This is a genomic window from Allorhizobium pseudoryzae, from assembly GCF_011046245.1.
GTDB lineage: Bacteria > Pseudomonadota > Alphaproteobacteria > Rhizobiales > Rhizobiaceae > Neorhizobium > Neorhizobium pseudoryzae.
Window position 1 is genome coordinate 1389968 of record NZ_CP049241.1, and the last position, 23720, is coordinate 1413687.

The following is a 23720-nucleotide window of genomic DNA, read 5'->3' on the forward strand; positions in this document are numbered from 1 at the left end:
CGCCTCATCACGTTACTGCGGACCGGGCGCGCGGTCTGCATGGCGTGCCAGTCCGGAGAGCAAAAGAACAACCAGATGCAGGACCGGCAGGCCGAGGAAGATGGCCGCAAGCCCCGTATGCTCGGCGATGAAACCGATGGCGGACGGCGCAACGAGAATGCCCGAATAACCCATGGTCGTGACGACCGAGAGGCCGATGCCCTGCGCCATGCCCGGCAGGTTGCCGGCGGCGGAAAAGGCGATCGGCACCATGTTGGAAATGCCGATACCGGCAATCGCAAAGCCGATCATCGCCATCACTGGCCCGTTCGCCATGCCGGCCGTTGCCAGTCCGATGATCGACATCACCGTGCAGAACCGCAGCGTATTGACCGCGCCGAACCGATCACGCACCAGATCGCCGGCAAAGCGCATGGTCGCCATGGTGAGCGAAAAGGCGCCGAAGGCGAGCCCCGAGAGTTCCACCGAGGCGCCAAGTTCGTTGCGGAAGTAGAGGGCACCCCAATCCAGCACCGCACCCTCCGGAATCATGCTGAACAGCGCGACAAGCCCGATCAACCAGGGAAGCGGCGTCATCGGCAGGCGCACCTTCTGTTTCGCCTCTTCCGGATGCGGTTTGTCGGCCACCAGCATCGGCCAGGCAATGATGACCATGACCGCCGCGAGACCACTGACCAGCAAACCGTGACCGACCACACCGAGCCAGGCGATCAACACCCCGCCACTCGCCGAGCCCAAGAGGCCGCCGAGACTCCAGAAGGCATGGCAAGAGGACATGATGGAGCGCCGCATCTGCTTTTCGGTCACCACGGCATTGGCGTTCATCGCCACATCCATCGCGCCAATCAGGCCGCCGAACAGAAAGATCGCGATGGCGCCCGTCCAGACACTGCCGACCAGGCTCAGCAGCAGCAAGGTCGGCAGCACGAGCAGGGCGGTGATCCGCGTGACCCAGGTCGAGCCGAACCGGGCGATCTGGATACCACCGATCGGCATCATCACGATGGAGCCGACACCAAAGACGAGGATCATCAGGCCGAGCGCGCTTTCGCTGAGCGACAGGCGGGCGGCAAATTCCGGAATTTTCGGTGCCCAGGCTCCGATCAGGAAACCGTTCATCAGGAACATCAGCGCGACGGCAGCCCGTTCGCGGGTGACGATGGGGGCGCGCGACGGCGTGGTGAGAGACGGCTCGATCATGTCCATGGGGCTGTCCTTGATATGGCGCGGGCAGCATAAGAAAACGAAGATCGACTGCAACCGTCACGCGACGGTCAACGAGATAACGTTTTGTATCGCAATGGAAAGATCAACGCGCTGATAAAAGGAAGGGAGGCAGCACTTGGCGCCGCCTCCCCTCTTCACCGTCAAGACGCGTAGACGATCAGCAGGTCTTTGGCGTCAATCTGGTCGCCGGCCTTCACCAGCACTTCTAAGACATCGCCATCCCGCTCGGCATGCAGCGCGGTTTCCATCTTCATCGCTTCGATGGAGAGCAGCACGTCGCCTGCCTTGACCTTCTGTCCGGCCGCCACGAAGACGCGGGAAATGACGCCCGGCATCGGCGCGCCGAGATGCGCGGCATTGCCGGCTTCCGCCTTGCGGCGCGCCACGCTGGAGGCAGCCCGGCTGCGATCCGGCACCTTGATGCGGCGCGGCTGGCCGTTCAGTTCGAAGAAGACGGTCACGAGCCCTTGCGCATCCGGCGCACTCGCCGCCTGATTGACGACGACGAGCGTCTTGCCCTTCTCGATATCGGCAAACAGTTCCTCGCCATCCGCCATGCCATAGAAATAGGCGGGCGTCGGCAGAACCGAGACCGGGCCATAGGTATCGGAGGCCAGCGCGAAATCGGTGAAGACCTTCGGATACATCAGGTAGCTGGCGAATTCGAAGTCATCGACCGCGCGGCCGAGCTTCTCCTCGATCCCCTTGCGCTCGGCATCGAGATCCGCCTGCTTCAGCAGCGAGCCGGGGCGTTCGGTATAGGGCTTGTCGCCCTTCAGCGCCTTCTTCTGCAGCGCTTCCGGCCAGCCGCCCGGGGGCTGGCCCAGATCGCCCTTCAGCATCGAGACGACCGAATCCGGAAAGGCGATGTCCTTGTCCGGGTTTTCTACATCGGCCACCGTCAGGTCCTGCGAGACCATCATCAGCGCCATGTCGCCGACGACCTTGGACGAGGGCGTGACCTTGACGATATCGCCGAACATCTGGTTCACGTCTGCATAGGTCTGCGCAACCTCGTGCCAGCGGGTTTCGAGCCCCAGAGAACGGGCCTGCTCCTTGAGGTTGGTGAACTGACCGCCCGGCATTTCGTGCAGATAGACTTCCGAGGCAGGCCCCTTGAGATCGCTTTCAAAGGCCGCGTACTGGTGGCGCACGGCCTCCCAGTAGAACGAGATGCGGCGGATCCAGGCTGGATCGAGGCCCGGATCACGTTCCGTGCCCGACAGTGCCTCGACGATGGAACCGAGGCAGGGCTGCGAGGTGTTGCCGGAAAACGCATCCATGGCGGCATCGACCGCATCGACGCCGGAATCGACCGCCGCCAGCACCGTTGCCGCCGCAATGCCGGAGGTGTCGTGCGTGTGGAAATGGATCGGCAGGTCCGTTGCCTCGCGCAGCGCCTTGAACAGCACACGCGCCGCCGCCGGCTTCAGGAGACCCGCCATGTCCTTCACGGCGATGATATGCGCACCGGCCTTTTCCAGTTCGGCAGCAAGGGCCGTGTAGTATTTCAGGTCGTATTTCGGCCGTGCGCTGTTGAGCAGATCGCCGGTATAGCAGATCGTTGCCTCGCAGAGCTTGTTCTCCTCCTGGACCGCATCCATGGAGACGCGCATGTTATCGACCCAGTTCAGGCAGTCGAACACGCGGAACAGGTCGATCCCGCCCTTCGCCGCCTGCCGGACGAAATACTTCACCACATTGTCCGGGTAATTGGTGTAGCCGACGCCGTTCGCACCGCGCAGCAGCATCTGCAGCAGGAAGTTCGGCGCCCCTTCGCGGATCAGTGCCAGGCGCTCCCACGGATCTTCCGTCAGGAAGCGCATGGAAACGTCGAAGGTGGCGCCACCCCAGCATTCCAGCGAGAAGAGGTTCGGCAGCGCCCGCGCATAGACCGGCGCAATGCGGGCGATGTCGAAGGTACGCATGCGGGTGGCCAGCAGCGACTGGTGTCCGTCGCGCATGGTGGTGTCGGTCAATAGCACCTGCGGCTGCGCCCGCATCCAGGCGGCAAACCCCTCGGGGCCAAGCTCATCCAGCTTCTGCTTCGTGCCGGCCGGCACATCGCCGTTGATGTAAGGAACGACTGGCTTCGGCGCCTTCTCAGACGGCTTCGGGCGTCCCTTGACCTCCGGATGGCCATTGACCGTGACATCCGCCAGATAGGTCAGCAGCTTGGTGGCGCGGTCCTGCCGCTTCACCTGCTGGAAGAGTTCCGGCGTCGTGTCGATGAAGCGCGTCGTGTAGGAATTGTCGCGGAAGCTGGGATGGCCGATGATAGCTTCGAGGAAGGTGAGGTTGGTTGCCACGCCGCGGATACGGAACTCGCGCAGCGCACGGTCCATGCGGCTGATCGCTTCCTGCGGGGTGCCGCCGGACGCCGTCACCTTGACGAGCAGCGGGTCGTAATAGCGGGTGATGATCGCACCCGTATAGGCCGTGCCGCCATCAAGGCGAATGCCGAAACCCGCCGCCGAACGATAGGCGGTGATGCGACCGTAGTCGGGAATGAAGTTCTGTTCCGGATCTTCCGTCGTGATGCGGCACTGCAGCGCGTGGCCGTTGAGGCGGATGTTTTCCTGCGCCGGAACGCCCGATTCCGGCGTGCCGATCGCCTCGCCTTCGAGGATGTGGATCTGCGCCTTGACGATATCGATGCCGGTGACGACTTCGGTCACCGTATGCTCGACCTGGATGCGCGGGTTGACTTCGATGAAGTAGAATTTGCCCGTATCGGCATCCATGAGATATTCGACCGTGCCGGCGCCGATATAATTCGTGGCGGCTGCGATCTTCAGCGAATAACCGGCGAGTTCCTGGCGTTGCGCCTCGGAAAGGTAGGGTGCCGGTGCCCGCTCGACGACTTTCTGGTTGCGGCGCTGGATCGAGCAGTCGCGCTCGAAGAGATGCACGACATTGCCGTGGGTATCGCCCAGCACCTGGCTTTCCACGTGCCGCGCACGCTCCACCAGCTTTTCGAGATAGACCTCGTCCTTGCCGAAAGCCGCCATCGCCTCGCGCTTAGCTTCCGTGACTTCCTTGGCAAGATCGGCCTCGGAGCGGATGACGCGCATGCCGCGTCCACCGCCGCCCCAGGAAGCCTTCAGCATCACCGGATAGCCGATCTCGGCGGCCATCTTCTTCACGGTTTCGATGTCGTCCGGCAGCGGCTCGGTGGCGGGTACGACCGGAACGCCCACAGAGATCGCCAAATTGCGGGCGGCCACCTTGTTGCCGAGCTGGCGCATGGTATCGGCTGTCGGTCCGATGAAGATGATGCCGGCCGCGTTGCAGGCCTCGACGAATTCCGGGCTTTCGGAGAGCAGCCCATAGCCTGGATGGATCGCATCCGCGCCGGAGGCCTTGGCCACCCGGATGACTTCCGGGATCGACAGATAACTTTCGATGGGTCCGAGATCGCGGGCAAGATGTGGCCCGCGTCCAACCTGATAGCTTTCATCCGCCTTGAAACGATGCAGGGAGAGTTTGTCTTCTTCCGCCCAGATCGCGACCGTTTTGACACCCAGTTCATTGGCCGCGCGGAACACGCGAATGGCAATTTCCGACCGGTTGGCGACAAGTATCTTCGATATCTTCAAGACGATCTCCCACTCGCTTTGTCGGGCATGCTGCACCCGCGAAGAAGATCATTAACGGCTTTTTAGCGAAGTGCAATTTCCCGCCGGCCATTCCAATCGAATTTCTGTCAGCTTGGCGTCAGGTAATCAGACCGAGGCGGAAGGCGATGGCAATCACATGTTGCCGGTTCTTGGCGTTGAACTTCTCCTGGATGATGTTGATGTACCAATCCACAGTGTGGTTGGAGATGCTGAGTTCCTTCGCCACCTCATTGGAGGTCATGCCGTCGGCCAGCAGGATCAACACTTCCATCTGCCGTTTGGTCAGATCGGCATCAAGGGTCTCGCAGCGATCGAGTTCAGGCGCCAGACCCTGCAGTTCCAGGATACGCCAGAAGATCCTTCGCCCCGCCGTCTCAAACAGCGCCAGTTCCACGGGGGATAACTCGATCGACGCTCCGCTGATGCTGAACTGGCCGATCAGCCCCGTCTTGCCGAAGATCGGAAAGACGTACCCATCCAGGAGGTTGAACTTGGCCGCGTCCTGCATCAACCGCAGCACGCGTTTGCGATAGGGATCGTCACGAAAAGCATGAATGGCGTCGCGCCACCGGAAGGGACGCTGCGCGGAAGCCAGCATCCGGCGGATCGGATCCACCAGACCATATTTGCGCGTCATGTACAACGCCTGCCAGCCGTCCGGCCAGCTATCCATCAGGGCCACCTCGGACCGTGCGGAATCAGCACGGTGATGCAGCCAGAGGCCGTAGAACTCAAATCCGTAGGCGCGCAGAAGCGTTTCGAGCTCTGCAGCAACTTCTGCCTGTGTTTTCGATTCGTTGATCAGCACAAGAAGCTGCAGAATGGAGTGAATCTTCACTCATCCCCCCTGCTGTGGCTATTCACAGCTACCTTAAGAGTTAAACCAATCGTTAAAATGCTTGGGCGCCAACCTGCTGAGATGGGGTTAGCAATCCCTGAATTTCGCTAGGCGATTTCTGACACTGGGCTATATTCCCCCTTGGATTGCAAGAGGTGTCTTGTTCACGCACAGATAAGACTTTGCGTCTGTGGATGAGTGGTGGCGTTCACGCTCCATACAGGTCTTTCCTGCTAAGGGTTTGCCTTTGAGATTAACGAGGTAACCTCCTGTGAGTCTGTTTCAGGTCTATGCGCGAGCGCTGAAATATCTGAGCTCCAGCCCCGTTCGCGTCACCATGGTGGTGATCGCCAACATTGTCCTGGCGGTCATAACCATCGCGGAGCCCATTCTGTTCGGTCGCATCATCGATGCGCTCTCGGACGGCGGCGACGTCACTCCGATCCTCATTCTCTGGGGCGGCTTCGGGGTGTTCAACACCATCGCTTACGTGCTGGTGGCGCGCGAGGCGGACCGCCTGGCGCATGGCCGCCGCGCAACGCTTCTGACGGAAGCCTTCAGCCGCATCATCTCCATGCCGCTGGCCTGGCATCACCAGCGCGGTACCTCCAATGCCCTGCACACGCTGTTGCGGGCCAGCGAAACGCTGTTCGGCCTCTGGCTGGAATTCATGCGCACGCACCTCGCCACCATCGTGGCGCTTTCCATGCTGCTGCCGACGGCGCTGTCCATGGACTGGCGCCTGAGCTCGGTGCTGATCGTGCTCGGCGTGATCTACTGGATCATCGGCCGAACGGTCATGAACCGGACGAAGGAGGGTCAGGCCTCCGTCGAAGGGCATTATCATACAGTCTTCTCGCATGTCAGCGATTCGATCAGCAATGTCACGGTGCTGCACAGCTACAACCGCATCGAAGCGGAAACCCGGGCCCTGAAGGGCTTTACCGAACGGCTGATCGCCGCGCAGTTTCCCGTTCTCGACTGGTGGGCGCTGGCCAGCGCGCTGAACCGCATGGCCTCGACCATCTCCATGCTGATCATCCTGATCATCGGCGTCGTCCTGGTCCGCAACGGCGAGATCAAAGTGGGGGATGTCATCGCCTTCATCGGTTTTGCCAACCTGCTGATCGGCCGTCTCGATTTGCTGCGCCAGTTTGCGACGCAGATCTTCGAGGCGCGCTCGAAGCTTGAGGACTTCTTCCGCCTGGAGGATTCGGTCAAGGATCGCGAGGAGCCGGTCGGCACCAGCGAACTGGCGAATGTCCGCGGCGAGGTGGAGTTCCGCGACGTCTCCTTCGATTTCGCCAATACGACGCAGGGCGTGCGCGACGTCTCGTTTACCGCAAAGGCGGGGCAGACGGTTGCGATCGTCGGCCCGACCGGCGCCGGCAAGACCACGCTGATCAACCTGCTCCAGCGGGTTTATGATCCGCAGCAGGGCAAGATCCTGATCGATGGCACGGATATCGCCGGTGTGACACGCAAATCGCTGCGCCACTCGATTGCGACCGTCTTCCAGGATGCCGGTCTTCTCAACCGCTCGATCACCGACAACATCCGCCTTGGCCGCGAGGATGCGACCGATGCGGACGTGGTTGCCGCAGCCGAAGCCGCTGCCGCGACGGAGTTCATCGAAAGCCGCCTTGCCGGTTTCGACACCCATGTCGGCGAACGCGGCAACCGGCTCTCCGGCGGCGAGCGCCAGCGTATCGCCATTGCCCGCGCCATTCTCAAGAACGCGCCGATCCTGGTGCTGGACGAGGCGACCAGCGCGCTCGACGTGGAGACGGAACAGCGGGTGAAGGAAGCCATCGACCGGCTGCGCAAGGATCGCACGACCTTCATCATCGCCCACCGGCTGTCCACTATCCGCGATGCCGACGTTGTGCTCTTCCTCGATCACGGCCGGATCATCGAAAAGGGCACCTATGATGAGTTAAGCGCGCTCGGAGGCCGTTTTGCCTCGCTGCTGAAGACGAGCGGCATTCTGGCCGATGATGCCAAGGTGCCCCCGCCGGCCCTGCCCCAACCGGCCTGAGCCGTGCTTACCCGCCCGTCATCACCATCGACATGAGACGAAGGATGCGCAGATCCAGAATTTGCGCATCCTTCTTTATGTAGGGCATCCTGCACCCTCCTCTGTGCTTGATGATGAGCCTCACCGAGTGCGCCCTTGCAACCAACATGCTTCACGTCCAAATTCGGCCGGCAGGGACTGCAGATTTTCCCGCCCTGCGGCAGATCGGATTTTTTGCCTTCGAGACGCTGAGAACAGCCGGCGCCGCGCATCGTCAATCGCAGGCTGACGACCGATTGCTTCACCCCTGTTAACACGGTCTTTTAGGCATCATTCGTTTCTACCCTGGAGGCGAGAGAACGATTCCGAAGGCTCGATGCGCTGCTCAGGGCCGAAGCGACGAACGGCCTCGACCCTGTCCGACGTGGGTGGTACGGCTGGCGTTTCGCCCCACTTGATCCGGTCAAGATCCAAACGAAACGGCCCGGCTGCAAGTGACTGCAGCCGGGCCGTTTTCGTTCAGGTCGGGGCGTTCGGAACTGTCAACCCAGCACAAACCCTTCGTCAGCCGCAACGGCAGAGCCGTTGACGGTCACCGTGGCGTTGCCATCGCTCATCGTCACGGCAATCTTGTAGGTCTTGTCGTCCAACGTCAGTTCGGCGGAGAAGCCGTCCCATTCCGCCGGCAGGACCGGACGGACGAAGAGGCGGTTGCCTTCGCGGCGAATGCCGAGAATGCCTTCGACGGCGGCGCGGTAGAGCCAGCCGGCCGAACCTGTGTACCAGGTCCAGCCGCCGCGACCGGTCAGGTCCCCGACGCCGTAGACGTCAGCCGCCACGACATAAGGCTCGACGCGGTAGTGATCGGCAGAGGCCTGGTCAAGCGCGTGATTGACCGGGTTCAACAGCTTGAACGCCTTCCAGGCATCATCGCCGCGCTTCAGCGCTGCGAGCGCCAGCACGACCCAGATCGCCGCATGGGTGTACTGGCCGCCGTTTTCGCGCACGCCGGGCGGATAGGCCTTGATATAGCCCGGGTCCTTCGGCGTGGTGGCAAAGGCCGGCGTGAAGAGGCGGATGAGCCCATCCTTCTCATCCACCAGTTTCTCCATCACCGCGTTCATGGCCTGCTGCTGACGGGCGGGATCGCCTTCGCCGGAAAGCACGCTCCACGACTGGCCGAGCGAATCGATCGAGCATTCGAGGTTGCCGTTGGCACCCAGCGGACCGCCATCGTCGAAATAGCCGCGGCGATAATAAGTGCCGTCCCAGCCCGCCGTTTCCAGCGCATGCTTCAGCGCATCCAGATGCGCGGTCCAGCGTTCGACACGGGCCTGATCGGCCCGCTCTTCGGCGTAAGGCAGGAAGCGGCGCAATGCAGCCGCCAAGAACCAGCCGAGCCAGACGCTGGTGCCGCGACCGCCCACACCGACACGGTTCATGCCGTCGTTCCAGTCGCCGCCGAGGATCAGTGGCAGGCCGTTGGAGCCGGTCCGCTTGATCGCGAGATCGAGTGCGCGGGCCGCATGTTCGTAGAGCGATGCCTGTTCGTCGGAAATCTCCGGCTTGTAGAAGGCATCGTGTTGGCCGGCGGTCAGCATCGGCCCCTGCAGGAAGGGCGTCGTCTCATTCAGGATCGCGCTGTCGCCGGTCGCCTCGATGTACTGGTGCGTCGCGTAGGCGAGCCAAACCACATCGTCCGAGATCGAAGTGCGGACACCCGCTCCCGTCCCCGGCAGCCACCAATGCTGCACGTCGCCTTCCTTGAACTGGCGGCTGGCGGCATTGACGATCTGGCGGCGGGCAAGATCCGGCTGATGGATCAGGAAGGCCAACGTATCCTGCAACTGGTCGCGGAAGCCATAGGCGCCCGACGACTGGTAGAAGGCCGTGCGCGACAGGATGCGGCAGCCGAGCGCCTGGTAGGGCAGCCAGCGGTTTACCATCAGGTCCATCGCCTTGTCCGGCGTCGAGATCTGCAGGCGTCCGGTGAATTCCTGCCAGAAATCGTTCGTCGTCTTCAGCACCCCGTGGAAGGACGATACCTTCACCTCGGCGGCCAGGGCCGCCGCTTCCTCGCGGGTCGCGCAGTCGCCCATGAAGAAGGTAACAACCTTCTCCTCGCCGGCCGACAGTTCGATGTCATAGGCAAGGGCAGCACAGGGCGCGCCATCGGGCTCGAGCGAGCCGTTGAGCGCGGAGCGGTTCGTCACCGCCGTCGGAGCGGCAATGGTGCCGAAACGACCGAGGAAGTCGCGCCGGCTGGTGGTGAAGCCCGAAGCCTCGCCATCGATACCGAAGAAGGCGGTGCGGTGATAATCGATGCTGAACGGGTTCGTCGCGAACAGCGTGCCCGTCGCCTCGTCCCGGCTGCTGAGGATGAACGGCTGCGTGCGCTGCGGATTGTTGCCGAGAATCCATTCGGCATAGCCGTAGACACGGTAACGGCGCGGCGCGCCGCTGGTGTTCTGGATGGTCAGCTTCGAGAACTTGACCGGACGGACGCTGTCCACCGTCTGTGTGAGCGTGAGGAGGAGACCGTCCTCATCCGCCGTGAAGGTGGAATAGCCAAGCCCATGGCGCGCCTCGAACTGGACGGACGGCCGGCGCGACAGGGCCGCAAACGGGGTCGCAACCGAACCCGTCTCCAGATCCGTCACATAGAAGGCCTCGCCCGGACGGTTGACGACCGGATCGTTGGCCCAGGGCGTCAGCTGATAATCGCGCGAGTTCTGGCTCCAGGTGAAGCCGGCGCCTTCCGCCGAGATATGGAAACCGAACATCTCGTTGGAGATGACGTTGATCCACGGATGCGGCGTCGCACCGCCACCGGCCAGACGGACAACATATTCGTCGCCCTCCTTCGAGAAGCCGCCGTAACCGTTCCAGAACTGCAGGTCGGAACCGTTGATTTCGGCGGGACGACCGAAATCGGTGGCCGAGAGAAGCGCGCGCCGGTCGAGTTCGCTTTCCACGCCGCGCGGGGCGGAGAAGAGCGAGACGGCGCGCGCCACCTGGTCTTCGATCTTGCCATTGCGGGCATGCAGGACGACCCGCGAGGCGGCAATCAGCGCTGCCCAGGTGGCATCGTCCATCAGGTCGCGGCGCAGCGCAAACACCTGCTGACGGCCTTCCGACTGGCCGAGCCGGCGGATGCTTTCGCTGATCTGGTCGATCGCGTGCTGCATGTCCTGCGCGTAGGAGGCCGGCTTTTCGTTGACGACGGCAAGATCCGCCATGACGCCGCGCGAGCGCAGATATTCCTGCGCCGACAGGGCTTCCTTGACGACATCCATATCCATTTCGTCATTGATGCGCAGCGTGAAGATCGGCAGGTCGCCGGAGATCGACAGGCCCCAAAGCTGGCGCTGCGAGGCAAGGCCGGCTTCGACCGTCGCCGCATCCGCCCGCAGATGCATGTCCGGATAGACAAGATAGCGGCCGAGATGCTGGAAGGCGGCAGCCTGCTGCGAGCTGATGCCGATATGGCGCATCTGCACCTGAACGCGCGTCCAGGCCTGCGTCAGTTCCGTCGCAAAGGAATCCGGATGGCGATAGCGCTCGATCGCAACGTCCAGTTCCTCACGGCTCGGGGCCGCGATGGTCCAGAAGATCACGCTCACCTTCTTGCCTGCGGGCACGCGCACGACGCGGCGCAGAGACAGGATCGGGTCGAGCGTAAAGCCATCGGTGCCGGAGAGCGTCGCATCCGGATCGAAGGCGGCGGCTTCCGCAAGTGTGCGGCCGCGGCCGAGGAAGCGGCGACGATCCGTCTCGAACTCGGTCGGGCGCGAAGATCCGGCATTGTCGGCGGCAAGATGCGCGATCTGCATCGCCGGCTCGTTCGGATTGCGCTTGTTGCGCCAGGCGCGGATCACATCGCCGCGGCGGCCGATTTCGGTGCGGATGAACATCCGCGAGAAGACCGGATGCGCGTTGTCGTCATCCTCATGGGCAATCACCGGCTCCAGATAGGAGGTCACTTCGATGAAGCGGTCTTCCGTTCCGGTGTTGAGCAGCGTCAAGCGGCGGCCTTCCGCATCATGTTCGGTGGCAACGATGCACTCGACGCTGGAAACCAGCGTGCCGACCGTCTTGTGGAACTCGGCCTTTTCGTCGCTGAAGACGGCCTTGGCCTTCTCGCCATCGATGCGGCGCGGTTCGGATGTGGTGGACCACCATTCGCCGCTTGCCGTATCGCGCAGGAAGATGAAATTGCCCCAGCGATCTTCGACCGGATCGGGCTTCCAGCGGGTGACGGAAAGGCCGTTCCAGCGGGAATAGCCGGTGCCGGTCGCCGTCATCATGGTCGAGTAGTGACCATTCGACAGGAACACCATCTCGCGGTCGCGGCCGGCCGGATCCTGGATCGTGCGGACTTCCGGGCGCAGCAGGTCGGCCTGGCCCTTGCCGGGCGTTTCCGGCTCGTACTTCGAACCCATCACCGGCACTTCGCGCGGTGCCTTTTCCTGCAAGAGCAGTTCGGCCGCTTCCACCACCGGATCGGAATGGAAAAGCTCACGCAGCTTGCCGTTGTTGACGACGTTGGCGATGGCCGCGATCGACATGCCATGGTGGTGGGCATAGTAGTTGAACACCACCGCGCAGCGCTTGCCTTCCGGAACGCGGGTCGGCGTGAAGTCGACCGCATCGTGGAAGCCGTATTTGCCAAGCGCACCCACGGCGCGCAGCTTCTGCAGGTTCTCGAGCGCCTCCAGCGGCTTGTACTGGCTGGCAAGGATGGAGGCATAGGGCGCAATGACGGCGTTCTGGCCGAGACCGCGCTTCAGGCCGAGCGTCGGCACGCCGAAGTTCGTGTACTGGTAGTTCAGGTTATGGTCGCGGGCATTGAACGCAGCCTCCGAAATCCCCCAGGGGATATTCAGGCGACGGCCATGGTTCATCTGCTCCTCGACGATCAGATTGTTCGTCTGGTTCAGAATGCCGCCCTGGCGCTCCTGCATGACGAGCGGCGGCATCAGATATTCGAACATCGAGCCTGACCAGGAGATCAGAGCACCGCGTGCACCGATCGGCACGACCTGACGGCCAAGGCGGTACCAGTGTTCGGTCGGCAGATCGCCCTTGGCAATCGCAAACAGGCTGGTCAGGCGGCATTCCGACGCCAGAAGGTCGTAGCAGGCCTCGTCGAGATCGTTACTTTCGACGCGGTAGCCGATCGACAGCAGGCGGCGGTCCTTCCGGTAGAGGAAGGTGAAGTCCATCGAGAAGGCGAGCGTTCGGGCCCGGTCGCGCAGCTGGATCAGGCGCTGGCGCAGCGGCTCGATATTGGTCATGTCGAAGGTGCTGTCGGCGATATGCGCCTCGCAGGCGGCGACCAGCGATTCCGACCAGCGCGTCACTTCCGTGCTCTGGCTGCTGCTCACCTCATGATCGAGGTTGGCGGCGAGCTTCTGGATGTCGCGCGCCAGGACCGCCAGATTGATGATGCGGATCGAGGCGAATTCGTGCTCGCGCTTGACGGCGGCCAGCGCATTGCCGAAGCCGATGATGCGCTCTTCCAGGCGGCGGCGCAGCGGACGCACCGTCTTGCGGTCGTCAGGCAGTTCGGCCAGCGCCTCAGAGAGAATGCCGGCGACATCGCCGATGCCGTCGAGATTGGCCTGCAGATGCGCCGACGGGGCTTCCGCCCATTCGCGGCAGGCAGAGGACACCGCAATCAAGTGGCCGGCGAGGTTGCCGCTGTCGACGGTCGAGACGTAACGCGGCCCGAGCGTCAGCAGCGAATCCGTGTGGTACCAGTTGAACAGATGGCCGCGATATTTGTCCATCTTCTCGACGGTCGAGATCGTCTGATCCAGCCGGTCGAGCGTGTCTTGGAAGCTGATCCAGCCGAAATGCCGCGCCGAGACGGTGGAGAGGATATAGACGCCGATATTGGTCGGCGAGGTACGCTTGGCGACGATCGGCTCCGGCTTTTCCTGGAAATTGTCGGGCGGCAGGAAGTGCTGGTCCTCGGTCACGAAGGCTTCGTAATAGCGCCAGGTGCGGCGCGAGATCTTGCGAAGCTCCACGGACACGGCCTCCGGCACGAACAGCCGGTCTTCGGTTTCGGCCGACTGGCTGACATACCAGGCAACGACCGGCGAGAAGACCCACAACAGCACGAAGGGCAGGCCGACGAGGAAGGCATTGTCATCCGGCAGCGCGGCCAGCATCAGGCCGAGCACGGCGGCGACCGGCGCATGCCACATGGAGCGATAATATTCCTGCGGGCTCCCCTGCGCCGAGGACTGGATGCTGGCGGCGGTGCGCCATTCGAGCATCAGCTTGCGGCTGACGAACAGGCGATAGACAGAGCGGACGATCGCATCGAGCATCATGAAGGCCGAATCGGCGATGAAGACGATGCGGAGCGCCACTTGCGCATTGGCCGAGCGCACATCCGACCACAGCGAATAGAAGTGTGCGCGCGGCACGATATCGGTGGAGCGTGGCAGGATGCCGGTGATCAGCGAGAGTGTCGGCGCCACGAACAGCGAGAAGATCAGCAGGATCTGCCAGACGAGAGCGCCGAGCGGATCCATGAAGTACCAGCCGAGCACGGAGGAGAAGAACCAGGCGATCGGCGTCAGCGAACGGCGCAGGTTGTCGATCATCTTCCAGCGGCCGAGCGCGGTCACGCCGCGCATCGGATCGAGAATATAGGGCAGAAGCTGCCAGTCGCCGCGGGCCCAGCGATGCTGGCGCGACACTTCCACTTCGTAGCGCGTCGGGAAGTCTTCCACCAGTTCCACGTCGGTGACGAGCGCGCAGCGGGCGAACGACCCTTCGAGAAGGTCGTGACTCAGAACGGCATTTTCCTCGATCCGTCCGCGCAGAGCCGTCTCGAAGGCATCGACGTGGTAGAGGCCCTTGCCGGTGAACGATCCTTCGCCCGTCAGGTCCTGATAGACGTCGGAGACGGTAAAGACGTAAGGATCGATCCCGCGGCTGATCGAATAGACGCGCTGGAAAACGGAAGCATCCTTGCCGGTCGTCAGCGACGGCGTGACGCGCGGCTGCAAGAGGCCGTAGCCGTTGATCACCCGGCCGCTGTTGACGTCATGCACCGGGCGGTTGATCGGATGGTGCAGCTTGCCGACGAGCTTCGTCACCGCGTCGCGCATCAGGCGCGTGTCGGCGTCCAGCGTCATGACATACTGCACGTTGTCCGGCACCGTGTTGGCGCCCGGCATGTAGGTCGTATCCTTGTCGCCGCGCAAAAGCAGGTTCAGCTCGTGCAGCTTGCCGCGCTTGCGCTCCCAGCCCATCCACACGCCTTCGGACGGGTTGAACAGGCGGCGGCGGTGCAGGAGATAGAAGCGGGTCTTGCCGTCATAGGCGTAACGGGCGCTGAGCGCTGCCACTTCGCGCCGCGCATATTCGAGAACTTCCAGATCCGCATCCGTCTGCTCAAGCGTACTGTCCTTCCAGTCGCTGAGCAGCGCGAAGTAGATTTCGCCGCGCGGATTGGCGAGGTAGTGCACCTCGATGTTGCGGACGAGCTCATCGACCGTATCGCGATTGGTGATCAGGCAGGGAACGACGACCAGCGTGCGGGCATCGTCCGGGATGCCGTTCTTGAACTCGTAGCCGACCAGCCGCGCGGGCTTCACGATATAGGTGACGAGCGTATTGAAGAGGCCCGTCGCACCTTCCGAAGCAGGCAGCGAAAACATCAGCAGGAACAGCAGGATGACCGGCCAGCTCATGCCGGCATGCGCAAGGAAGCCGCCGACGATAGCGAGCGCCAGGAAGGTGAGAAGCAGGACGGGCACGGCCACCGCCAGCCAGTTCATCTTCTGCACGATGCGGATGGTGCGCTGGGCGATCTTCGGCGTATAGCCGACACGGCTTTCCAGTTCAGAGAGATACATGCCGGTCAGGAAGGCGCCGACATTGGCCCGGTGCGGATCGGGCTCGGGTGCGCTTTTCGCCTCCTGTGCCAGGGCAATGGCGGCCCGGGCCACATCGATTTCGCTCTTGCCGCAGTAGCGGGCGATCTTTTCGATGCGGTTACGGTAGGAGTTGCGCGAGCCGAAATCGAGCTCGTTGTAATCGCTCTGCTCGCGCAGCACCTGATCGACGAGGCAGACCTCCTCGAACCACACACTCCACTCGGTGTCGTCGATCTCACGCAGGCTCTTGATGATGTTGCCCATGGTGAGGTTGCCGGAGGACAGGCGGTTCTGTTCCGCCATCATCACTTCTTCGGTGTCGGTGCCGGCAGCTTCCAGGCGCGCTTCCAGCCAGGCGATCGCAAAGCTCGGCGATTGCGAGGCGTTGCGCAGGCGGTAGAGGAACTGGGTGGAGAAGGTATTGTCGTCTGTCAGCGGCTCGATCGTCTTGAGGATCTCAGTCGAGGCGGCTTCGTCGTTGAGCTTGATGATCTCGTCGGCGGCGTCATTCGCCTGCTGGCGCATGCGGCGCGATTTTTCCACGCGAATGGAAATACGGCGGAGGTTTTCGATCAGCACGAACCGCAGGAAGGATGGCAGTGCCCAGAGTTCGCCGATTTCCAGCGACTGGTGCACCTGGAAGCCCTCGGTCATGGCCGTCAGGTTGTCGCGGTTCAGCGTGCTGTGCGTATGCGCCACAAAGAGCCAGGCGAGCGCCAGGACGCGCGGCATTTCCTGCCCGCCGATCGTCACGGTCGGCAGTTGCCGGTAGAATTTCTTCGGGAAGTCGCGCCGGACCTCCTGGATCGCCTCTTCGACGATATAGTGGTTATCGAGCAGCCATTCCGCCGCCGGGGTGATCGTCTGACCGGCCTCGACATCCTTCGCGGTCGTCCGGTAGACGCGCAGGATTTCCTTTTCGTTTTCCTTGTGCCGCTCGTGGAAACCGAAGGCCATCAGGCCGGGAAGCGTCTGCGCCCCGTCCCTTGCCAGCGCTTCGCCGCAGGTCCGCAGGTCTTCCGCGTTGAAATAGGTCGCTCTAATCGCCTCGTTGTGGTCGATTTGCTTGCCTTCGGTTTCGCGGGAGGTCGCAGCAGGCGTATTATGAAAGGACATTGGGGCGGCTTCTACGAATGAGTGGCACTGATGTGAGGGGTCGAGCGGGCGACGAGATCAAAGGCGACAGGCGCAAACGGCATGCCAGGGCGCGCCGCAAGGCGACGGCTGACGAGCCTGTCTGCGGGGGACAAAAGCGCGAACGGGAGGGCCAGATCTGTCCACATACTTCTCCAAAACCATGACCGTTCGCCTCTATTCCTCCAGGCATGAATGAAACCTGAACATTTTCAGCCGGTTGGTAGATAGAATACGATGTATTGATGCGTGGAACGGTACGGGCTGAGGAACCGCATCGTTCGTAAAGTCCTCACTGTTCCGAAGGTTCCATGACATCAAGATCATCCGCGTTCAAGCGGGATTCTGTGGCAGGATTAACGGCTCGCCGACAGCATACCGGGTGCCGGCACTGGTGCGACAGGCGGGTTTACCCGACGCCCGGCCAACTGCTATGGCTGGAACAACGTTCAGGTCTGCCACCGACCAAGAAAACCGAGACGATGACGATCCAGTTCTCAAACTATATTCCGGAATTCGTTGCCACCCGTCGCTTCCTGCATCAAAATCCCGAGCTCGGACTGTCCGAGTTCAGAACCTCCGATTTTCTGGCACAGCAATTGACCGCACTCGGCTACGAGGTCACCCGCGGATTTGCCAAGACTGGCCTCGTCGCCTCGCTGAAGAACGGCACGAGCGGACGATCGATCGGCATCCGCGCCGATATCGACGCGCTGCCGATCCTGGAGGAAACCGGTCTCGACTATACCAGCCAGACGCCGGGCCTCATGCATGCCTGCGGCCATGACGGACATACGGCAATCCTGCTCGGCGCCGCCCGCATCCTCGCCGAACGCCGCAATTTCGATGGCACGCTGAACCTGATCTTCCAGCCGGCAGAAGAAAATTTCGCCGGCGCCAAGCTGATGATCGATGACGGCCTCCTTGAGAGATTTCCCTGCGATGCCGTCTTCGGCCTGCACAACGATCCCGGCATTCCCTTCGGCAAGATCGCTGTCCGGGAAGGCGCCATGATGGCCGCCGCCGACGAATGCGTGATCACCGTCAACGGGCGCGGCGGCCACGGCGCCGAACCGCAGGACGCGAGCGATCCGATCGTCTGTGGCGCCAGCATCATCATGGCGCTGCAGACCGTCGTCTCCCGCAACCTGCATGCCATGGACCAGGCAGTCATCACCGTCGGCGCCTTCAACGCCGGCAAGGCCAGCAACGTGATCCCGGAACGGGCGGAAATGGCGATTACCGTTCGCTCTTTCGACCAGGCGGTGCGCGACAGGCTGGAGACACGCATCCGCGAAGTCGCCGAGGGCCAGGCGGCAGGCTACGGCATGAGCGTATCGATCAAGTATGAGCGCGGTTACGAGCCGACCATCAACCACAAGACCGAAACGGATTTCGTCCGTGACGTGGCAAGGCAGGTGGTGGGACCCGACAATGTCTTCGACCTCGCCCGTCCGTCGATGGGCAGCGAGGATTTCGCCTTCATGCTGAAGGAATGCCCGGGCAGCTATTTTCTTCTCGGCACCGGCAGGACCGACAACGACCCGCCGCTGCACCATCCCCGCTTCGATTTCAACGACGATGCCCTGCCGATCGGCGTCGGCATGTGGGTCGAGATTGCCGAAACCTATCTGAAAGCTCCCTGACCTACAGGACGCCTTTCGGGAGCTGTCGCCGACAGTATCCGGGGAACTGTCGGCTTCGTCTACGATTTGAGCTTGCAACGCAGCGGAAATCGGAAAGATTCGCACGGCTCGATGACGAGCTGATTCCAGGGAGGAAGGAATGGCCGATGTTGATGCGATCGTTATCGGCGCCGGCGTGGTGGGGCTCGCCTGTGCGCGGGAACTGGCTCTGGCCGGGCAGTCGGTCCTTGTCCTGGAAGCCGACAGCGCCATCGGCACCGGCACCTCGTCCCGCAACAGCGAGGTGATCCATGCCGGCCTCTATTATCCCGTCGGCAGCCTGAAGGCGAAGCTGTGCGTGGAAGGCCGCAACAGGCTCTACGATTATTGTGCGACGCACGGCGTGCAGCACCGGCGCTGCGGCAAACTGATTGTCGCAACAGAGGCCGATGAAATCCCGCGGCTCGAAGACCTGATGCGGAAAGGTGAGGCCAACGGCTGCACGGATCTCCGCCTCCTGTCCGGCGACGAGGCAATGGCGCTTGAGCCTGCGCTCTCCTGCGTGGCGGCGCTTCTATCCCCCTCCACCGGCATTATCGACAGTCACGGCTACATGCTGGCGCTGCGAGGTGATCTGGAGGAGGCCGGCGGCGCGATCGCCTTTCGCGCGCCGATGATCGCCGCTCGCCCGGGAGAGGACGGCTTTATCGTCTCGACCGGGGGCGCCGATCCGCTTGATATTACCTGCTCGCTGCTCGTCAATGCCGGCGGACTGCATGCCTCCGCGGTAGCGGTCAGCATCGGCGCACTGCCCCTTGAGGCAATCCCGCAGACCCGTTACGCCAAAGGCAATTACTTCATGCTGTCCGGGCGCGCACCCTTTTCGCATCTCATCTATCCCGCACCCCATGCGCATGGCCTGGGGGTTCATCTCACGATGGATCTTGGTGGGCAGGCCCGCTTCGGCCCAGATGTCGAATGGGTCGAGAATATCGCCTATGCCGTCGATCCCGGTCGTGTTGCAGGCTTTGGCGATGCAATCCGCCGCTACTGGCCGGGCATGCCGGAGGACTCCCTCATTCCCGGTTATTCCGGCATCCGCCCGAAAATCTGCGGCCCGGATGATCCGGCCGCCGACTTCCGCATCGATGGACCGGGCATGCACGGGCTTGCCGGCCTGGTAAACCTCTTCGGCATCGAAAGTCCGGGGCTCACGGCCTCCCTGGCGATTGCACGCGAGGTGGTCGATCAGCTGTTGCCCGATCGGCGCGCGACGCTTTCCGCTTAACGGGATTTCCGGGCTGCTTACCCTTCTTCGGGGGTGCTCACCGCCTTGAGAAGGGCCTTGATCGGCAGGTGGTCGGAGGCGACGCGGGCCAGTGCCGTGTCATGCACCCGCACCTCGTCCACCAGCCCCGGCCGGTTGCCCATGATCCGGTCGAGCGCCAGGACCGGCAGGCGCGACGGAAAGCTCGGCACCGCCGGCGGCATGCCGCGAAAGATCGCACCGAGGGAATTCAGCGACGAGCGATCCCCCAGCCGCCACTCGTTGAGATCCCCCATCAGAAGCGTCGGCTGCTCGGCACGGGCGCCAAGGATCTCGAGGATCATGCGCGCCTGCTGCTGGCGGGACCGGTTGAGAAGGCCGAGATGGGCGGCGATCACCCGAAGCGGCGAACCATCGCGCAGCTCCAGCTCCGTCATCAGCGCCCCCCGCGGCTCCAGTCCCGGCAGCTTAAGCTGATGCACATCGCGCACCACCCCTTCCCGGATGAACAGCACATTGCCGTGCCAGCCATGCGCCTTGGCGACACCGGAGACCGGCACCGGCACCAGCCCCGTCTCGCGCTCCATCCACGCAAGATCGAGGAGACCCCGCCGTTCGCCGAACCGCGTATCGGCCTCCTGCAGCGCAAGCAGGTCCGGTCCGATTTCACGGATCACCTCGGCGATCCGGTCCGGATCGAAGCGGCCATCGACACCGACGCATTTATGGACATTGTAGGAGGCGGCCAGCAGGACGCCCTCCGCACGTGCGCCCGCATCCTCGGTACCGAGGCCCCGCTTTTTGCGATTGCGGATGGACGCCAGGATGTTTGCGGGAAGATTGGGCTTTTTGCCCGGAATGATGCGGCGGGTCGGATCGGAAACCATAAGACGAGTATAGCGCATCGGACACGGCCTTCCAGAGCAGACACTCAAAGATAAGGCGATCCGAGCCACAGGACCCGTTCGAACAGCCGCACCGGGAAGGCACGCGCCCGAAGGGCGGTCAGGCTGACCTCGTCGGCCAGGGACAGAACCTGCGAGATCCGCTTGTCGATGGTGGCGGCAAAGGCGATATCGAACACCTCGACATCCACCTCGAAGTTCAGACGCAGCGACCGGGGATCCATGTTCGAGGACCCGATATAGGTCCAGCGCCCATCAATCACCATCAGCTTGGAGTGGTTGAAGGCACCTTCCGCACGCCAGATGCGACAGCCGCTTTTCAGGATCTGGTCGAACTGCGCCGTCATGGCCCGGTCGACCAGCGTCAGGTTGTTCGAGCCGGGTACGATAATGTCCACGTCCACGCCGCGCCGCGCTGCCGTCGCCAGCGCGCTGATCAATTCCCGGTCCGGCAGGAAATAGGGTGAGACGATGCGGATCGAGGAGCGGGCGACCGAAAACGCCCCCATCAGCATCTTGTGGTTGGTTTCCACGCTTTTATCCGGCCCCGATGCCACGACGCGCGCTAGCATGGGGTCATCGGGTAAACGCTCGGGCGACCCGACCTGCCAGGCATCGCCGACCAGAAGCTCGCCGCTGGCGAAATTCCAGTCTTCCGCCGCCACCGCGAAAAGGTCTGCCACCAGCGGCCCTTTCAGCCGGAAGTGCGTATCGATCGCGCAGGCCTCTCCTTCGAACTCGCGGGAGAAGGCTTCGCGGATGTTCATGCCGCCGGTAAACGCCACGCTCCCATCAACGATCATGATCTTCCGGTGCGTCCGCAGATTGGCGTAGGGCAATCGCAGACCCATGATGACATTGCCGTTGAAGACATCGACGGTCACGCCGCCCTCGCGCAGCATGCCAAGAACGCTCGGGACAGAATACCGGGCGCCGACGGCATCGACGAGTACCCGCACTTCGACACCCCGGTCGACCGCCGCCGACAGAGCCTCGACGAAACGGCGACCGATGCGATCGCGGTCGAAGATATAGGTTTCCAGCAGGATGCTGCGCTGCGCATTGCCGATCGCCTCCAGCATCGCCCGGAACGTGGCATCCCCGCCATCGAGCAGGTCGATCTGGTTGCCGGACGTGATGCTCCAGCGCGACACCCGATCCCCCAGCGTCTTCATGGCGAGGAAACGGCGGCCGAACTCGCTCGCCACCCGATCGTCCCCGACGTCGAAGGAGGCGGCATGCGGACCAAACGCCTTGTTCTTCAACCGGCGCTGATTGAACACGACCTTGCGGCGAATGCGGTTGATGCCGGCAAACAGGTAGAGAAGGGCGCCGACGATGGGAGAGAGGAGAATGACGCCGACCCAGCCGATCGCCGAACGGACCTCCTCCTTCGTCATGGCAACGTGAATGGCAGCCGTTGCCCCCATCAGGACCGACAGAACGAAAACGATGTGCGGCCAGTAGGCAGAAAGGAGATCCAGCATGCGCACAGATATAGGCAATGCATCGAAAGCTGCAATCACCTCAAACCCTTCCGGCTGTCGGGCAAGCAACAATCTCGGCGACGGGAAGGCTCTTCACCGGCATGGAGCAGGGGGGGCAGGACCTGTCGCAATGCCCACGACCATCCGCAGCCCGTTGGAGCTGCGGGCGGTCGATGATCTGAAACGAAGACGTGAACCGGGTCAGCCGGCCCGGCGGCGCCCGCCCATCGCCTCCACCGGCGGCTCGGTGCCGGCCGGGATCGGGCTGCGATAGGCCTGGCCCTTGAGGCGGCGCTTGAGATCGGCCCAGGCCGATTCCCGCAACTGTTCGCTCTGCAGAACAGCAAGACCGGTCGCCGCCATGGCCTTGGCGGTCGCAATCATGCCCTTGTGGGCGATACCGCTTTTCCCCTGCGCCACCACCTGCCAGGTGTGAAGCTGCGTGCCGATCGCCAGCGTCGGGCCATAGGCCTGCACGGTCGGCACAACCCAGCTGACATCGGCGACATCCGTCGAGCCACCCATCTGGCGCACCTCGTTATGGGCGGGCAAAATGAAATCGGCGAGCGGCACGTCACGCTCTTCCAGCCTTTCCTGCGCCCAGCTGGCGGCGATGTCTTCCTTGCTCAGCGTCGCGCGGATCGCTTCGGCAAAGGCGATATCCTCACGGTCATAGTCCGGCGCGCCCATGCTTTGCCAGACATCCTGCATCACATCCATCAGCGGCGTGTTGACGATGAGGTTGGAAACGCCGGAGAGGATTGTGTGCTCCACCTTCGTCTCGGTCATCAGCGCGGCCCCCTCGGCCACTTTCTTGACCCGTTCTATCAGGGAGAAGAGCCCGGCAAGCTCCGGCGCGCGCACCACATAGCGCACCTTGGCATGCGCCTGCACGACATTCGGCGAAATGCCGCCGGCATCGAGCAGCGCGTAATGGATGCGGCATTCCTGGTGCATGTGTTCGCGCAGATAGTTGACGCCGACATTCATCAACTCCACCGCATCGAGCGCGCTGCGGCCAAGCTCGGGGCTGGCGGCGGCATGTGAGGACCGACCGGTAAAGGTGAAATCGATCCGGCAATTGGCAAGCGAGGTTTCGCGCTGCACGCCGGCGAAATTGCTCGGATGCCAGCAGATGGCGATATCGACATCCTCGAAGGCGCCGGAGCGGACCATGAAGGCTTTTGCCGCACCGCCCTCTTCCGCCGGGCAACCGTAATAGCGCACACGCCCCGGCGTGCCGGTCGCCTCCAGCCAGTCCTTCACGGCGGTCGCCGCGAGAAGCGAGGCGGAGCCGAGAAGATTGTGACCGCAGCCATGGCCGTTGGCGCCGGCGGTCAGCGGTTCGTGCTCAGCGACACCGGCTTTCTGGCTGAGGCCTGCCAGCGCATCATATTCACCGAGGAAGGCAATCACCGGGCCGCCCTCGCCCGCCTCGCCGATCAGCGCCGTCGGGATATCTGCGACGTTTTCGGTGATGCGAAACCCTTGCGTCTCCAGCATTTCCCGGTGAGCGGCGGCCGATTCCTCTTCCATGTAGCAGGTCTCGGGCGTTGCCCAGACGCGGTCAGCCAGCTCCGTGAACACCTCCCTTTTTCTAGCGACGGCATCGAAGATCTGCGGAAGATTGCTGTTTACGGACATGGGGTTCACCTGCATGCGACAATTCAAGACTGGCCCGACCCTATCCCAGCATCGG

At 62.9% G+C, this 23720-nt stretch carries 10 protein-coding genes; 3 read left to right on the forward strand and 7 right to left on the reverse strand.

All coding sequences use genetic code 11. The features are described from left to right. Positions 1–12: 12 nt before the first annotated feature. The 3 genes from G6N78_RS06900 to G6N78_RS06910 form a co-directional block, all read right to left on the reverse strand. A complete protein-coding gene (locus G6N78_RS06900) occupies positions 13–1206 on the reverse strand; it encodes an MFS transporter (RefSeq protein WP_370691492.1) in 1194 nt (397 codons plus the stop codon). A gap of 161 nt (positions 1207–1367) precedes the next feature. Beyond that, complete coding sequence (gene pyc, locus G6N78_RS06905; protein WP_165216880.1) at positions 1368–4826, reverse strand: pyruvate carboxylase; 3459 nt, start codon at positions 4824–4826, stop codon at positions 1368–1370. Positions 4827–4944: 118 nt separating this feature from the next. Beyond that, the gene (locus G6N78_RS06910) at positions 4945–5685 is read right to left on the reverse strand and encodes a helix-turn-helix transcriptional regulator (RefSeq protein ID WP_165216882.1); all 741 of its coding nucleotides are present in this window, start codon (positions 5683–5685) and stop codon (positions 4945–4947) included. 271 nt (positions 5686–5956) lie between these two features. On the opposite strand from G6N78_RS06910, the gene G6N78_RS06915 reads away from it, so the two are divergent. Further along, positions 5957–7723: a glucan ABC transporter ATP-binding protein/ permease gene (locus G6N78_RS06915; RefSeq protein WP_165216894.1), complete on the forward strand. Its 1767-nt coding sequence runs from the start codon at positions 5957–5959 to the stop codon at positions 7721–7723. A 521-nt stretch (positions 7724–8244) separates the two neighbouring features. On the opposite strand, the gene G6N78_RS06920 is transcribed toward G6N78_RS06915, so the two are convergent. Next, complete coding sequence (locus G6N78_RS06920; protein WP_165216896.1) at positions 8245–16719, reverse strand: glycoside hydrolase family 94 protein; 8475 nt, start codon at positions 16717–16719, stop codon at positions 8245–8247. A gap of 500 nt (positions 16720–17219) precedes the next feature. Between G6N78_RS06920 and G6N78_RS06925 the strand changes: the two genes are divergently transcribed. Together G6N78_RS06925 and G6N78_RS06930 are read left to right on the forward strand one after the other, a co-directional pair. Then, the gene (locus G6N78_RS06925) at positions 17220–18383 is read left to right on the forward strand and encodes a M20 aminoacylase family protein (RefSeq protein WP_165216898.1); all 1164 of its coding nucleotides are present in this window, start codon (positions 17220–17222) and stop codon (positions 18381–18383) included. Between the two features lie 139 nt (positions 18384–18522). After that, complete coding sequence (locus G6N78_RS06930) at positions 18523–19650, forward strand: NAD(P)/FAD-dependent oxidoreductase (RefSeq protein ID WP_165216900.1); 1128 nt, start codon at positions 18523–18525, stop codon at positions 19648–19650. Between the two features lie 17 nt (positions 19651–19667). Here the strand turns inward: G6N78_RS06930 and G6N78_RS06935 are convergent, their stop codons facing one another. The 3 genes from G6N78_RS06935 to G6N78_RS06945 form a co-directional block, all read right to left on the reverse strand. Next, entirely contained in the window at positions 19668–20489 is an 822-nt protein-coding gene (locus tag G6N78_RS06935; protein WP_165221397.1) for an endonuclease/exonuclease/phosphatase family protein, read from the reverse strand. Between the two features lie 71 nt (positions 20490–20560). Next, positions 20561–22021: a cardiolipin synthase gene (gene cls / locus G6N78_RS06940; protein WP_165216902.1), complete on the reverse strand. Its 1461-nt coding sequence runs from the start codon at positions 22019–22021 to the stop codon at positions 20561–20563. 201 nt (positions 22022–22222) lie between these two features. Further along, a complete protein-coding gene (locus tag G6N78_RS06945) occupies positions 22223–23665 on the reverse strand; it encodes a M20 family metallopeptidase (RefSeq protein WP_165216904.1) in 1443 nt (480 codons plus the stop codon). Between the last annotated feature and the right edge of the window lie 55 nt (positions 23666–23720).

What these genes read in the sequence shown, in the direction of transcription:
- G6N78_RS06900 (WP_370691492.1), bottom strand. Translation starts at nt 1,206, where the DNA reads ATGGACATGATCGAGCCGTCTCTCACCACGCCGTCGCGCGCCCCCATC.
- G6N78_RS06920 (WP_165216896.1), bottom strand. Translation starts at nt 16,719, where the DNA reads ATGTCCTTTCATAATACGCCTGCTGCGACCTCCCGCGAAACCGAAGGC.
- G6N78_RS06925 (WP_165216898.1), top strand. Translation starts at nt 17,220, where the DNA reads ATGACGATCCAGTTCTCAAACTATATTCCGGAATTCGTTGCCACCCGT.
- G6N78_RS06930 (WP_165216900.1), top strand. Translation starts at nt 18,523, where the DNA reads ATGGCCGATGTTGATGCGATCGTTATCGGCGCCGGCGTGGTGGGGCTC.
- cls (WP_165216902.1), bottom strand. Translation starts at nt 22,021, where the DNA reads ATGCTGGATCTCCTTTCTGCCTACTGGCCGCACATCGTTTTCGTTCTG.
- G6N78_RS06945 (WP_165216904.1), bottom strand. Translation starts at nt 23,665, where the DNA reads ATGTCCGTAAACAGCAATCTTCCGCAGATCTTCGATGCCGTCGCTAGA.